Annotated in this window: 15 protein-coding genes; 7 read left to right on the top strand and 8 right to left on the bottom strand. The window is 54.5% G+C overall.

What is annotated here, in order from left to right; translation table 11 throughout:
- Positions 1 to 12: 12 nt before the first annotated feature.
- The 3 genes from FCN45_RS18340 to FCN45_RS18330 all read left to right on the top strand — a co-directional run bounded on the left by FCN45_RS18340 (position 13) and on the right by FCN45_RS18330 (position 2,793).
- Positions 13 to 1,362 carry a sodium:proton antiporter gene (locus FCN45_RS18340; protein ID WP_101762737.1) on the top strand — a complete coding sequence of 450 codons (1,350 nt, stop codon included), beginning with the start codon at positions 13 to 15 and terminating at the stop codon, positions 1,360 to 1,362.
- A gap of 26 nt (positions 1,363 to 1,388) precedes the next feature.
- The gene (locus FCN45_RS18335; protein ID WP_137386704.1) at positions 1,389 to 1,736 is read left to right on the top strand and encodes a hypothetical protein; all 348 of its coding nucleotides are present in this window, start codon (positions 1,389 to 1,391) and stop codon (positions 1,734 to 1,736) included.
- A 160-nt stretch (positions 1,737 to 1,896) separates the two neighbouring features.
- Complete coding sequence (locus FCN45_RS18330; RefSeq protein ID WP_110867672.1) at positions 1,897 to 2,793, top strand: alpha/beta hydrolase; 897 nt, start codon at positions 1,897 to 1,899, stop codon at positions 2,791 to 2,793.
- Here FCN45_RS18330 and FCN45_RS18325 read toward each other — a convergent pair whose 3' ends face one another.
- Both FCN45_RS18325 and FCN45_RS18320 read right to left on the bottom strand, forming a co-directional pair.
- Entirely contained in the window at positions 2,794 to 3,711 is a 918-nt protein-coding gene (locus FCN45_RS18325; protein ID WP_110867671.1) for a bestrophin family protein, read from the bottom strand.
- Between the two features lie 108 nt (positions 3,712 to 3,819).
- On the bottom strand, positions 3,820 to 4,722 hold the full coding sequence (locus FCN45_RS18320) for a LysR family transcriptional regulator (protein ID WP_137386703.1): 903 nt from the start codon (positions 4,720 to 4,722) through the stop codon (positions 3,820 to 3,822).
- Between the two features lie 95 nt (positions 4,723 to 4,817).
- Here FCN45_RS18320 and FCN45_RS18315 point away from each other — a divergent pair, with 95 nt between their 5' ends.
- Positions 4,818 to 5,639, top strand: coding sequence for an SDR family oxidoreductase (locus tag FCN45_RS18315; protein ID WP_137386702.1), 822 nt, complete (start codon positions 4,818 to 4,820; stop codon positions 5,637 to 5,639).
- Between the two features lie 75 nt (positions 5,640 to 5,714).
- Here the strand turns inward: FCN45_RS18315 and FCN45_RS18310 are convergent, their stop codons facing one another.
- The 3 genes from FCN45_RS18310 to FCN45_RS18300 form a co-directional block, all read right to left on the bottom strand.
- Complete coding sequence (locus FCN45_RS18310; protein WP_137386701.1) at positions 5,715 to 6,083, bottom strand: helix-turn-helix domain-containing protein; 369 nt, start codon at positions 6,081 to 6,083, stop codon at positions 5,715 to 5,717.
- An 87-nt stretch (positions 6,084 to 6,170) separates the two neighbouring features.
- Positions 6,171 to 6,446: a type II toxin-antitoxin system RelE/ParE family toxin gene (locus tag FCN45_RS18305; RefSeq protein WP_137386700.1), complete on the bottom strand. Its 276-nt coding sequence runs from the start codon at positions 6,444 to 6,446 to the stop codon at positions 6,171 to 6,173.
- A 163-nt stretch (positions 6,447 to 6,609) separates the two neighbouring features.
- On the bottom strand, positions 6,610 to 7,542 hold the full coding sequence (locus FCN45_RS18300) for a nucleoside recognition domain-containing protein (RefSeq protein ID WP_137386699.1): 933 nt from the start codon (positions 7,540 to 7,542) through the stop codon (positions 6,610 to 6,612).
- 318 nt (positions 7,543 to 7,860) lie between these two features.
- Between FCN45_RS18300 and dinD the strand changes: the two genes are divergently transcribed.
- A complete protein-coding gene (gene dinD / locus FCN45_RS18295) occupies positions 7,861 to 8,718 on the top strand; it encodes a DNA damage-inducible protein D (protein ID WP_137386919.1) in 858 nt (285 codons plus the stop codon).
- Positions 8,719 to 8,790: 72 nt separating this feature from the next.
- Here dinD and gorA read toward each other — a convergent pair whose 3' ends face one another.
- The gene (gorA, locus tag FCN45_RS18290) at positions 8,791 to 10,143 is read right to left on the bottom strand and encodes a glutathione-disulfide reductase (protein ID WP_137386698.1); all 1,353 of its coding nucleotides are present in this window, start codon (positions 10,141 to 10,143) and stop codon (positions 8,791 to 8,793) included.
- Positions 10,144 to 10,269: 126 nt separating this feature from the next.
- Between gorA and rnz the strand changes: the two genes are divergently transcribed.
- Positions 10,270 to 11,181, top strand: coding sequence for a ribonuclease Z (rnz, locus tag FCN45_RS18285; protein WP_137386697.1), 912 nt, complete (start codon positions 10,270 to 10,272; stop codon positions 11,179 to 11,181).
- Here rnz and FCN45_RS18280 read toward each other — a convergent pair.
- Positions 11,178 to 11,990, bottom strand: coding sequence for a CPBP family intramembrane glutamic endopeptidase (locus FCN45_RS18280; protein ID WP_137386696.1), 813 nt, complete (start codon positions 11,988 to 11,990; stop codon positions 11,178 to 11,180). The two genes, rnz and FCN45_RS18280, sit on opposite strands and share 4 nt — an antisense overlap.
- Positions 11,991 to 12,030: 40 nt before the next feature.
- The gene (locus FCN45_RS18275) at positions 12,031 to 12,873 is read right to left on the bottom strand and encodes a 23S rRNA (adenine(2030)-N(6))-methyltransferase RlmJ (protein WP_101762727.1); all 843 of its coding nucleotides are present in this window, start codon (positions 12,871 to 12,873) and stop codon (positions 12,031 to 12,033) included.
- Positions 12,874 to 13,203: 330 nt separating this feature from the next.
- On the opposite strand from FCN45_RS18275, the gene FCN45_RS23770 reads away from it, so the two are divergent.
- Entirely contained in the window at positions 13,204 to 13,653 is a 450-nt protein-coding gene (locus tag FCN45_RS23770; RefSeq protein ID WP_246862542.1) for a hypothetical protein, read from the top strand.
- Positions 13,654 to 13,779 lie beyond the last annotated feature (126 nt).

Here is a 13,779-nt window from a genome sequence, read left to right as displayed (position 1 = left end):
AAACGGAGCGTTATGAATTTCCTGGCCTGGACCGCCGCCACCGGCGGTCTTTTACTTCTTATGTCACTGGCTTCCGGTTGGATACACCGCGGGCCAGTGACCTCATTTGGTCTCTACCTGTTCGCCGGCATCCTGTGTGGCCCGTGGATGCTCAATCTGCTGCAAGTCGACATCATCGGTCACGCCAACCTCGCCGCACATCTCACCGAAATCGCGATGGCAGCCTCGCTGTTTATCACCGGGCTGAAACTGCGCTTGCCGCTCAACGCGCATGCGTGGCGGCTTGGCGTCAGGCTGGCGTTTCCCGCGATGCTGCTCACCGTCGGCAGCATGACGGTGCTGGTGCACTGGATCACCGGCTTTGACTGGGCGATGTCGCTGGCGTTTGGTGCCATTGTCGCGCCGACCGATCCGGTGCTCGCCAGCCTGATTTCAGTGAACGATGCGCGGGATGACGATGCCCTGCGCGTGGCGCTCTCCAGCGAAGCGGGCATGAACGACGGCTCGGCGCTACCGCTGCTGATGCTGGCGATTTTGCTGTTGCAGCCGGGCGAACTCAGCACCGCTGCGCTCGGTGAATGGTTCGCCAAAGACGCGCTGTGGGCGATTGGCGGCGGGCTGGGAATCGGCTTTGCGCTGGGCTGGCTGATCGGCCAGCTGGCGACGCATTTACGTACCGCCAATCAGGATCTGGCACCCAACGATCTGTTCGCACTGGCGCTGATTGCGCTCAGCTATGCCGCCGCGCAGTCGGTGGATGCGTCGGGCTTCCTCGCCACATTTGCGGCTGGCGTCGGTTTACGTCGTGCGGAATTGCGCGTGGTGAAGCACTATCCGCAAGATGAGATGTCTGAAGAGGAGCGTTTCTTACCGGCTGAAGCGCGCGTGAATACCGGTCAGCGGATGGCGCAGGGCAGCAGCGGCATGGTGAAATCGGTGGGTTTGGTGATCGGCGATGCGCTCTCCTTTGGTGATACTATCGAGCGTTTGCTGGCGGCGGGCATGATGGTGGTGCTCGGTATTACGCTGGCGCAGCACTGGAATCTCACCGGCATTGGCCTGGCGCTACTGCTGTTTGTGGTAGTGCGCCCGCTGGCGGTGTGGATCACCACATGGCGCTGTGATATTCCGCTGATGCGACGCTTGCTAATTGGCTGGTTGGGTATTCGCGGCATCGGCAGTATCAACTATATTGCCTATGCATGGGTGCACGGCATGCGTGGACCGCAGGCGGAGCAGATGGTGGACATGGCGCTGACGTTAGTGGTGTGCAGCATTGTGTTGCACGGCATCACGGTCACGCCATTGTTAAACTGGCGTGCTGCCCGTCAGGCCGCCCGCGCCGAACAGAACGAAAAATGATTTATTGGAAATTATTGGAGCCTATTATGAAAGCGTTATTACTCGCCCTCGTTGGGCTGTCGCTGTCGGCCGGTGCGTTGGCTGCCGACGGTGACAATAATCAGGAAGAGAATGTTTATGCCAGCCAGCTGTGTCATCTGGTGAGCAGTGAAAAGAAGACCAGCGATTTGGATGGCTACACCGAGAAGTTGAAGTCGCAACTCGCGGCCAGCCAGTCTTCTTCGGCCATGCAGCAGCCTGAATTCAATGAAGAAATCGCGCAGGAAGTGATTAGCGCGTGGCTGGAGTTGGGCGAGGATGAGCGCGGTAAACTGCGCCACGACCAGTCGCAATGTGAGCAAACGGTAATGACCCAATTCCAACAGCAGGATTAGTTCTATTTATCGCAAGAATACGCGCCTTTTTAGGCGCGTTTTTTTATGGCTTTTTTGTACGATTTACGTACATAATCGCCAACGTCGAAATCAGACACGCGTCACATAATGAGATTCAGCTGTTGAAGCTGGCATTTTTTGCATACTGGCACTGGGCAAGATGATTACACGTCGTCACTTTTTGTTGGCTACTGGAGCAACCGTTCTCTCGATGACCGCGGGCAAGCTGTTTGCCCGCGATGACGTCATTCCGTTGTGGCCCGACGATCCGCCGGGCGGCGGCGGTCCTTCCGGCTTGCTTAAAGTGAATTCGCACGGTTCCTGGACCAATATCGTTTCACCCGCGATTCAGCGTTTCCGCCCGGAAAATCCCAACGGCGAAGCGGTGATTGTGGCGGCGGGCGGCGGCTATCGTTTTATCGGCATGGGCCGCGAAGCCTGGCCGGTAGCGCGCTGGCTTAATGCCAACGGTTATACCGTGTATGTGCTCAGCTACCGTTTGCCGGGTGAGAAGTGGCAGGCGGGCAATCTGGCACCGCTGCAGGATGCGCAGCGCGCCATTCGTCTGGTGCGTTCGATGGAGCGCAAAGTGCATGTGCTGGGCTTTTCTGCCGGTGGCCATCTACTTGGCATGGCGGCGGCGCGTCCGGATTTCGAATCCTATCCGGCGCAGGATCCGCTTGACCAGATCAGGCCGAAGGTGGATAGCGTTGGCCTGATTTATCCGGTGATCACCCTTGAAGCGCCATATCAGCACACCAACACGCATCTGATGATGGTGGGGAAAAACGCCACGCCAAGCCAGGAAGCCAACTGGTCAGTGCAAAATTACGTCACACGTCAATATCCCCCGACGTTCCTCGCGCAGGCCGAGGACGATCGCACCTCCAATCCTCATAATACTGAACTGATGCGCGATACCTGCCGCCGCATGCGCGTGCCGGTTGAGCTGATTGAGCTCAGCAGCGGCGGTCACGGTTTTGGTCTCGGCAAAGCGGGCACGCCTGCCGCATTGTGGGATCAGGCGTATGTGCGTTGGTTGGATAATCAGAGTTGATTACGTCAAATTGAAATGCGCATCCGGCTGCAGTGGTTCCGGTAGCGGCATATCGCCATTCATCGCTTTCAAATTGCGTTCGATAGTGACGCACAGCGCATCGAGCGGCAGATGATTCGGTGCGGTGCCAAACGGATGTTCCAGCTCCTCCGCCAGCGCTTCCAGCGATAAAAAGGTGTAGGAGATAAACATCGACACCAGCGGCGTCATCAGGTGCAAATCCGCCACCAGCGCAAACGGCAGCAGCGTGCAGAATAGATAAACGGTGCGATGCAGAATCAGGCTGTAGGCGAACGGAATCGGTGTGCTGGCAATGCGATCGCAACCGCCCAGAATCGCTGATAGCTGATTCAGATTCTCATCAATGCTTTGCCAGACAATATCCGACACCAACCCTTCATCGCGGCGTAGCGCCAGCCATTCACTCAAACACACTAAAATCTGCGACGTCGGCATCGGATGATGCAACACCGCGCTGTGCCAGTTAGCCGGCAGCAAACGCTGTAAATCGGCCTGCACATCGGTTTTACGCAGGCGATGTTTCAGGCACCAGCAGAACGCCAGCAGCAAGCCGGTAAATTCCCGCACCTGTTCTTCGCTCACGCCACGCATGCTTTTGATCTGCCGCAGCAGCGAGCGCTGGGTGATATGCAGGCTGCCCCACAAGGTGCGGGCTTCAAGAAAGCGCGCATAGCTGGCGTTATTGCGAAAGCCGAGGAAGATGGCGATCGACACCCCGACCAGGCTAAAAGGCGCGGTGGTGAGGTGAATGCCGAAAGTGGAGTACCACGGATAGCCAAAGATGGCGATCAGCGACATCAGCAGGTTAAGTGACAGGCGAAACACGATGTTGCTGAGCACCGATCCATGCCAGTCAAACAGCCGGAGAAACCAGTGTTGGTGAGGACGTACGATCATTTTGCGATGGTGTATTTTTTAGGTTTTGTGGCGACAGGTTACGCCGCCAGGCATGAGGTGATCAACGCCATTGCCAAAGGTTTTAAGACAAAAGCCGTGCTGCTCGCCTCACGCATGACGCGGCAGGCTGATTTTCAGCGCATCGATAAACAGCCGTAGCGCCATGGATTGATGCCGGTTGGGTGGGAACCACAGCGCAATCCCCGCCGATTGCACCCGCCAATCGGCCAGCAGCTCCACCAACTGGCCGCTGCGCATCTCTTTCTCGACATACAGCGACGGCACATAAGCAATGCCTAAACCGGCGAGAGCGGCCTGCGCCATCAGCGCGTTGCTGTCCAAAGTCAGCGTGCCTGGCACGTCAATCTCCTGCTTTTCTTCCGCCTGCGCATATTCCCACTGATAACGTTTTCCGCTCGGTAAGCGCTGGCGAATGCACTGTTGCTGTAGCAGATCGCGCGGATGATTAACCGCCGCGTTTCTCGCCAGATAAGCGGGCGCGGCGACGGTGACAAACGTCAGCGGGCCGCCAAGCGGAACGGCCACCATATCCTGCGGCACATCCTCAATCAGCCGAATGCCGGCATCAAAACCGGCGGCGGTGATATCCACCAACGCACCTTGCGCGGCAAAATCGAGCTGGATATCGGGATAGCGCGCGCTAAAGTCCGCCACCACGTGCTCCAGCAGCAAAGCGATCGCGGCATCGCTGGCGCTGATGCGCAGCGTGCCGTAATGCTGATGGCGGCTGGCGGAGATGTCGTGCAGCACATCATCCATCTGGTTCAGCAGCGGCGAGAGTCGATCCAGCAGTTGCTGCCCGGCATCGGTGAGCGACACGCTACGTGTGGTGCGTTGAAACAGCTGTACGCCCAGATTGTACTCCAGCGTTTTCACCAGATGGCTGAGTGACGAGCGCTTGAGACCGAGCATTTCAGCGGCACGGCGAAAGCTGCGCTGCTCGCCCAGCGTTTTAATGGCCTGCAGTTCGTGCCAGGAAGGACGTCTCATTGGTGGTTTTTCCTCACCGGGTCATGCGCGATTAGGTGGATTATCTCCACCAGTAAAGCGATCTACCATCAGGTTTTCAATATGAGGAGCACAAGATGAAAACCTGGTTGATTACCGGCGCCAGCAGCGGGCTGGGCCGATTGATGAGTGAACGTTTACTGGCGCGTGGCGATCGCGTAGTAGCGACTGTGCGGCGTGAACAGGTGATGGCCGATCTGCAGCAAACCTATGGCGAACGGCTGCAAGTTATTACGCTCGATCTGGCGCACACCGCCAGCATTGCGCCCACCATTGAACGCGCCTTTGCCGCCGTCGATCGCATTGATGTGGTGGTGAGCAATGCCGCTTACGGCCTGTTCGGCGCAGCTGAAGAGTTGAGCGATGCGCAGATTGATCGGCAGATCGCCACCAATCTTACCGGATCAATCCAACTGATTCGCGCGGTGATCCCGTTCCTGCGCCAGCAAGGCGGCGGGCGCATCGCACAGGTTTCTTCGGAAGGCGGCCAGGTCGCTTATCCCAATTTCAGCCTGTATCACGCCACGAAATGGGGGATTGAAGGATTTGTCGAGGCGGTGCGCCAGGAAGTCGCCAGTTTCGGTATCGATTTCCTGCTGGTCGAGCCGGGCCCCACCGCAACCCATTTTGGCGCCGGGCTGGACGTGGCAGATGCGCTAGAAGTTTATCGTGAAAACGCTGCAGGCCAACTGCGCAAGGCAATTCTTTCAGGCGATTTCACCATTGCCGGCGATGCCGGGAAATGCGTTACGGCGATGATCGCCACGCTGGATCAGGCCAGCATGCCGCTGCGTTTAGCGCTTGGCAGCACGGCGTATCAGAACATCGAAGCGGCGCTGGAAAGGCGGTTGGCGGAGCTACGCGGACAACGGGATGTGGCATTCGGCGCGGATGTGTAATCGTATAATGTAAAAATCACGCGAGTGCCATGCAGAACGCGTGGCACAAAAAAGCCGGGAAGACCGGCTTTTTGTTTAATCATCGGTAAGTTGTTCTGGCATGCACTCGTAAAGCTCAGCGAGCTTGGCGAGATTAAAATCACGCGGTTTTTCGCTTTTTTCCATGGCGGAGACAGACGCTTGCGTGATGCCAAGCGCTTCAGCAACCTGCTTTTGGGTCAGTTTACGATAGATGCGCCAAGCGGCGTGAAGAGTGACACCCTTATTAATGGCGATGTCTACGACGTCACCTGGAATCAAGGCGTCATCATTAATACCGGATTCGTAAGGGATTGATTGCCATAGTTCAGTGAAATCAGCATGTTGAGCCATTTTTTCGAACAGCTCGATGGGAACAATTGCCGCTTTGCGGTTGCCAGCACTGTCAGTGATGAATTCGATCATAGGATGTATGTTCCAGTATTCAGCGTTATCAGTTTTTTGAAAACGAGTTGAGAATCTGTGAATTAAGGCAGCAAATCTCTACCTTGATTATTTATATGTTCCGCTGGTACGTCTCATTACCTGCTGAATAGCGATGATTTTCGGTTCCTCGCCTTTGTTATAGTCGAACAAAACACGATAATTTCCCCATCTAAGCCGATAGTCAGCCTGACCATTTTTCAAAGACTTAACATCCAGATTGGGCGGAACAAGCGGAAACTTTTTTAACTCATTCACTTGCTCATTCAGCTTCTTCCTTTCGTAAGCGTCTGCAATGGCTCGCATCTGCTTCAGAGCAGCTTTGCGCCAATGTAGCTCTGGCATTCCCTTACCTCACTTGTTACAAACACTCCTCACTGGATTTAGATATTATAGATATTCTTTTCTATATCTGCAATGTATATAGATTTTTACTGTGTTTTAGTTCTATATAATCACAAAGCAGCGGGTTTGGCGGCTATCCATCATCAACGCTTTTGAGCCATCATCAGAATAGAATGGCGTGCACCGTCGCACGCAGCGCAATACCGAGCAGAATGCCAGGCACGGCAAAGCGGAACAGGCGCGGGAATCGGCTCGACAGGCCAAGGTAAATCCCGATGCCGGGCAGGTCAAAGGTCTGAATCAGTAATCCCGCCGAGGCGTTGATGTTGTGCGTGCTGTATAATCCTTTCTCCACCAATCCCGCCACCACGCCGTAATAGGCGGTGCCGCCCGCCAGACATTTGGTCAGCGCCGGAAGAATATAGACTTCGGAAATATTCAGCTTATCCAGCAGCGGCGACACCAGACGCGTCAGCATTTCAATCCCGCCCGCTTCTTTCAACATGCCAACCACCGATAATGAAATAATCAGCATCGGCAGCGAACCCAGCGCCAGACGAATCGCATCGGATCCGGCGCTATTAATGATGCCAATCAGCCCCATTTTATTTTCACTGTTGGTAACGGCCTCATCTTCATTTAATAGCGCCGCATCGGAAAGTTTGCGGCCAAACAGGTGATAGGTTGCCGCCGCCGCTAATACACCGCCGCAGATCGAAATAATTAGCGCTGTGCTCCAGTGTAATCCCGCCGGAATCAGGGGATAAAAGGTGCTGGCCTGGCCCATCGCAAACAGCATCGCCAGCGTGGCCGCCATATGACGATCGGACGTACCGCGCTTTTCCATGATGGCCAGCGCCGCCAGCGGGGCCGCGAAGCTGACGAAATTAAGTTGAATCATGGCAAAAAATGCCAGCCCGGTAATACCGAAGGGTTTTAATAACGGTGTGGCATGACGTACAACAAAATCCAGTACGCCTTTGACCTCCAGATATTTCATGATGAATAACATCACCACCATAATCGGAATCAATGTGTAGAGCGCCACGTCTACCGAGGCTTTGCCTGCGGACATAATGATATCAATAATATTCATGCCCGATTCCGACCTTTGTTCACACCGTTCTCCCCGTAAAAATAAATAAGCTGGCAATGCCATGAAGTTTGCGGTGCGTATTAATGCGCACCCTACAGCAACGAAATAAATCTTATCCTGTGCGTGGATTATTGAGTAGTGAAGAAAACGGATTTTGTATTTCAGGAAATGAAGTATACCCGCCTACTTTAATGACTGATTGCGGTTGAGGTTCAATAAGCATTAACGAAAAACAAGACGGATCTGCTATCGGTATAGAGGAAGGCTGTTCAGTTTGATCCTCCGAGTGATATGTGAACACGCAGTTCTGGGGGAATGATGGAAAACAAACATATTAAGATGCTGACCGATGCTTTTGTAGGCTGTTCTCAACAAACTGATAGCGGTGTGGAGTTCTGGTTGGCGCGGGATGTGCAACATCTGCTGGGATATGGCAAATGGGACAACTTTCAAAGTGTGGTTTTGAAAGCCAAAACGGCTTGCGAGATCTCAGGTCATGATGTGCTGGATCATTTTGCCGACGTCGGGAAAATGATCGAACTTGGCAAAGGTGGGAAGCGCGAGATAGATGATGTCATGCTTACGCGGTACGCATGTTATCTGATTGCCCAAAACGGCGATCCCAGGAAGCAGGAGATTGCCTTTGCGCAGACTTACTTTGCCATGCAGACGCGTAAAGCTGAGCTTATTGAATTAAGGCTGCTGGAAACTGAGCGGGTGCAGGCCAGGAAAAAATTAAGCGGAACTGAAAAAGAGCTTTTAAACGTTATCTACGAACAAACGGGTGGAAGCCAGAACTTCGCACTTATTCGCAGTAAAGGTGATTTTGCACTGTTTAATCGCAGTACCCAGGTTATGAAAGCACAATGGGTAGTACCAGAAAGTCGTCCGTTAGCCGATTTCGCACCAACCATTATTTTAAAAGCCAAGGATTTTGCCACAGAGATTACTATTCATAATGCTCGCACACTCCGAATGCAAAGTGAGCGGCAAATATCTGGTGAGCATGTTAATAATAATCAGGCGGTAAGAGACACGTTACTCAGTCGGGGAATCACACCTGAATGTTTACCGGCTGCAGAAGATGTAAAAAAAGTTGCGCGTAGATTGGCTTCAGCCGAAAAGAAATCACTTGTTAAACCTGCTAAACTGGAAAAAGATAGCGACGAGATTTAATAAGATAATATCAGGATGCTTATGCATCCTGATATTATTCACGAGATTAGCGGGTTATTAAATAAACCGATATTAACGCATCGTCACAAACTCTTCCGCCGCCGTTGGGTGAATCGCTACGGTGTTATCGAAGTCTTGCTTGGTTGCGCCCATTTTCAGCGCCACCGCGAAGCCTTGCAGCATCTCATCCATACCGTTACCGATACCGTGAATGCCGACAATCTTCTCCTCCGGGCCAACGCACACCAGCTTCATACGGCACGGCTGGCGATGCTGGGTAACGGCGGTATACATCGCGGTGAAAGAAGATTTATACACTTTCACCTGATCGTCGCCGTACTGTTCGCGCGCCTGCGGTTCGGTCAGGCCCACGGTGCCAATCGGCGGATGGCTGAACACCACGGTCGGCACGTTGCTGTAATCCAGATGCTCGTCCGGTTTGTTGTTGAACAGGCGCTCGGAAAGACGACGACCTGCCGCCACGGCCACCGGCGTCAGTTCCACCGCGCCGGTGTTGTCGCCCACCGCGTAGATGCCTTTCACGTTGGTGTTCTGGAACTTATCGACCTTGATGTAACCTTTGTCGTTCAGCGCCACGCCAGTTGCTGCCAGGTTGAGGTTGTCGGTCGCCGGCTCACGGCCAATCGCCCACACCAGGCAATCCACGGTTTGCTCGTGGCCACTTTCCAGCTGCAGCGTCAGGCTGCCGTCGGCGTTTTTAATCACGGCTTTTGGAATCGATTCGGTGTGCAGCGTTGGGCCTTCGGCCTGCATCACTTCTACCAGCGTATCGACGATCAGCGGATCGAAGCTGCGCAGAGGCGCATGCTTACGCACGAAGAGATGCGTTTCCGCACCCAGCGCATTGACCACGCCCGCCAGCTCAACCGCGATGTAACCCGCGCCCACGACCGCCACGCGTTTTGGCAGCGCATCGAGTTCGAAGAAACCGTCAGAATCGATACCGTATTCCGCGCCCGGCACCTTTGGATGGCTTGGACGCCCGCCGGTGGCGATCAGAATATGATCGGCTGTGAGTGTTTCACCGTTCACTTCCACGGTGTTGGCATCGATAAAGCGCGCGAAACCTTTGATCACCTTAACCTTGTTTTTACCAAGTACGTTGTCGTACGAGCTGTGAATGCGGTCGATGTAGGCGCTGCGGTTTTTCACCAGAATTGACCAGTCAAACCGGTTTACCGTGGTATCAAAGCCATAATCTGGCCCATAAAGATGAATAGCTTCAGCGATTTGCGCCGCATGCCACATAACCTTTTTCGGTACGCAGCCGACGTTGACACAGGTGCCGCCCAGCTCTTTGGCTTCAATCAGCGCGCACTTCTGGCCGTGCATCGCGGCACGGTTAATCGAGGCGATACCGCCGCTGCCGCCGCCGATGGCGAGGTAGTCAAAATGTCTGGTCATCCGTTATGTCCGTCTGTTGGAAGAAAATTGGCATAGAGTTTAACGCTATGACGATTATTGACGCAAAGATTGCACCTATGATTGTAATAGCATTGATTTTTATGTCCGATTACAGGGAAGCATAGCATGCAACTGACATTCCTCGGCACCGGCGGCGGTGCGCCCAGCCTGCAACGTAACGTCACGGCGATAGCGCTGACGCTATCGAAACGTGGCGACACCTGGCTGTTTGACTGCGGCGAGGCGACGCAGCATCAATACATGCGCTCTGCGTTAAAGCCGGGCAAGCTGGAGAAAATCTTTATCACCCATCTGCACGGCGACCACATCTTTGGACTGCCGGGCTTGCTCACCAGCCGCTCCATGGCCGGCATCCCCGAACCGATGACCATTTACGGGCCGAAAGGTATTCGCCAGTTTATCGAGACGGCGCTCAGTTTGAGTGGCTCGTACACCTCTTATCCGCTGGAGATTATCGAGATCGAAGCCGGTTTGGTGCTGGATGACGGCGAAGTGCGCGTGACGGCCTGGCCGATGAATCATGTGATTGAGTGTTATGGCTATCGCATTGAGCAGCACGATAAACCGGGCTTCCTTGATGCGCCGCGCCTGAAAGCCGAAGGCGTACCGCGCGGGCCGTGGTATCAGGATTTGAAAGCGGGTAAGCGCATCCAACTGGAAGATGGTCGCGAGATCAACGGCGCGGATTATCTTGGCCCGGCAACCAAAGGCAAAGTGCTGGCGATATTTGGTGATACCGCGCCCACCGACGTGGCGCTCCAGCTGGCGGCTAATGCCGATGTGATGATGCATGAAACCACGCTGGAGGCGGCGCTGCAGGAGAAAGCCAATGGACGCGGCCACTCAACCACCATTCAGGCTGCGGAGGTGGCGAAACAGTCGGGGGCGAAGCGCATGATCGCCACGCATTTCAGCTCGCGCTATTTATCTAAGGATCGGGAAAAACTGTTGGCGGAGTGCCAGTCGGTGTTTGCGGCGACCGAGCTGGCACATGATTTCGCGGTGTTCGAGGTTTAGTGCTGTAGCGCCGGATAGGTGAAGAACAGCAGATGCGTCATGTTGAACAGGAAATGGATGCCGGTGGCGACCCACAGGCGTCCGCTCCACTGCCACGCCAGGCCGTAAATTAATCCGGCGAGCGTGGCGAAGATCATCAGCAGCGGTCCGCCGGGGAAGTGCGCCAGACCAAACAGCAGCGACGTCAGTAACAGGGCCGCCACGGCACCAATGTGCTGGCGCAGACGCTGTTGCAGATAGCCACGAAAGAACGCTTCTTCTGCCAGTGATACGAAGAACAGGTTCGCCAGCATAAAACTGCCCAACCATTCCGGCCAGTGGGGTTCAATGGCCAGGCCACCCAACTGCACCGCGACATACAACAGCAGCGGAATCGCCGCCAGCAGCGCCAGCCACAAAATTTTAAGTCGCGGCGGCGCGGATTGGGTGCGGAACAGCTGCGGCAAGCAGATGAGCAGCACAAACGGAATCAGCGCTTTATCGAAGTTGTACGAGAAACTAAAGGGCAGGCTGAGCGGCCCGGCCTGCACATCTTCCACTTGGCGCGGATTTTTGAAGCCCGGGAAAAAGTGTACAAACAGGCCGATGGCAATGGCAACCAGCGCGGCTTCACTCACCCACTGAATCCAGCGCGCGTTATTTTCCACGCGAATCCAGGCGATGACGGCAATCGCGCCGAGAAGAACCATCGCCGGCCAATCCAGCACATCCTGGAACAGCCCTAAAAGAGTGGCAAGCGTGAGCAGCAGTACCGAAAAACGTTTGGCGGGCGACAGCACAGCAAGCGCGCCAGCCAGAATGATCCACATGATAATAGTCCTGATAGGCTGGCGACGCGGTAAGGCGAACTTACTCTGGCACGATCTGCGTGACGCTGAAGTGACCGGTTCCGGCTGGCACCAGCTTCTGATGCAGCCACGGCAGCAGCTCTTCCATCTGCGCTTTCAGCTTCCACGGCGGGTTAATCACGATCATGCCGGAAGCCGTCATGCCGCGCTGATCGCTGTCCGGACGCACCGCCAGTTCAATCTGCAGAATGTTGCGGATATTGGTGGCCTGCAGATCTTTAACCATGTGTTTGATCTGCTGACGCATCACCACCGGATACCACAGCGCAAACACGCCGGTGGCGAAACGCTTGTGACCTTCCTGAATGCCTTTCACCACATCCTGATAATCGCTTTTCAACTCATATGGCGGATCGATCAGAATCAGGCCGCGACGGCTCAGCGGCGGCAGCTTGGCTTTCAGCTGTTGGTAGCCATCACCACGCGCCACGCGCGCACGGGAATCTTTGCTGAACTCGGTGCGCAGCAGCGGGTAATCGCTGGAGTGCAGCTCTGTCAGCTCCATTTTGTCCTCTTCACGCAGCAGGAAGCGGGCAATCAACGGCGAACCAGGATAGTACTTTAAGGTGCCGTGCGGATTGAGATTTCGCACCGCCGAGAGATACGGCTTGAGCAACTCCGGCACATCCGGCTGCTGCCAGATGCGGCCAATGCCTTCCAGATATTCACCGGTACGCTCGGCGTGCTCTCCGCTCAGCAGGTAACGTCCGGCACCGGCGTGGGTATCCAGATAGAGGAAAGGTTTTTCCTTCTCCATCAGAGCGGTGAGGATCAGGCTTTCAACGGTGTGTTTCAGCACGTCGGCATGGTTGCCGGCATGAAAACTGTGGCGATAACTCAGCATAAAAAAAGGGGGTCCGCGGTTGCATCAAAGGGAGTGAAAACATCGTGTGTGGCGCGATTATAGCCGCGCTGCATAAAAATTGCTGACGTTTTGGCTGCCGCTTAAGTTTTGCGCCAATGCGCCGCTATAGCCCGGTGCGATCAGACTTCTTGCCGGTAAATTTGCTACGGAATGACGTGATACTCGAAATTTCATCACGGATTAAGTAAGTTAGTTTCCGATAACGAAGCGGTCATGAGCGAAATGCCAGGTGGTTCTGGCAGGAAACTTTCCGGTGAAGACCGTATAATTTTTTGCTTAAAGCATCTCAAACAACTCCTGGTGACAATAATGAAAAAAATGACTGGTGTCGCGGTGGCAAGCCTGTTGGTACTGACTGGCTGCGCGAAACAACAACCCGTTCATAGTTTAGTAACGCCGCCGACTGCGGACGAACAATCCGCCGCGCAAACCGTGCCAGAGCAGCAAGGTACGCCATTTGTGGCTTCAGCGCCGGCGCAACCCGCGACGGCTTCACTCAGTGACGACCGTTCCAGCAACATTCAGCAGTGCCGTAAAGAGCTCGACGCGATGCGTCTGTATAGCCAGGCGTCATTTGACAGCTATCAGGCCGAATTCCAGAAAATCGGTGCCCAGACCAATAAATATCTGCAAATTAAAGATTCCATTGGCGCGGATATTAACGACTTAGTGATGCCGCGTTATCAATTCCAGATTCGTGAATTGTGCTTCCGTATTAAGACACGTCTGTCACAGCTGATTATTCGTCAGGCCGGTTAAACATCTGTATTTAACCCCCTGAGCATTAAGCTGCCGTACGATAATTCCCGCTTTGCATGGGCTTCAGCACTATTAAACCAATAGCGCTGAAGCCTTTGTTGCCTTTTAAGCCGTGACAGGAACATG

It is taken from the genome of Pantoea sp. SO10 (assembly GCF_005281435.1).
Classification (GTDB): domain Bacteria; phylum Pseudomonadota; class Gammaproteobacteria; order Enterobacterales; family Enterobacteriaceae; genus Pantoea; species Pantoea leporis.
Note: the sequence above shows the minus strand (reverse complement) of the source record. Positions and strands in the feature narration are given on the sequence as shown.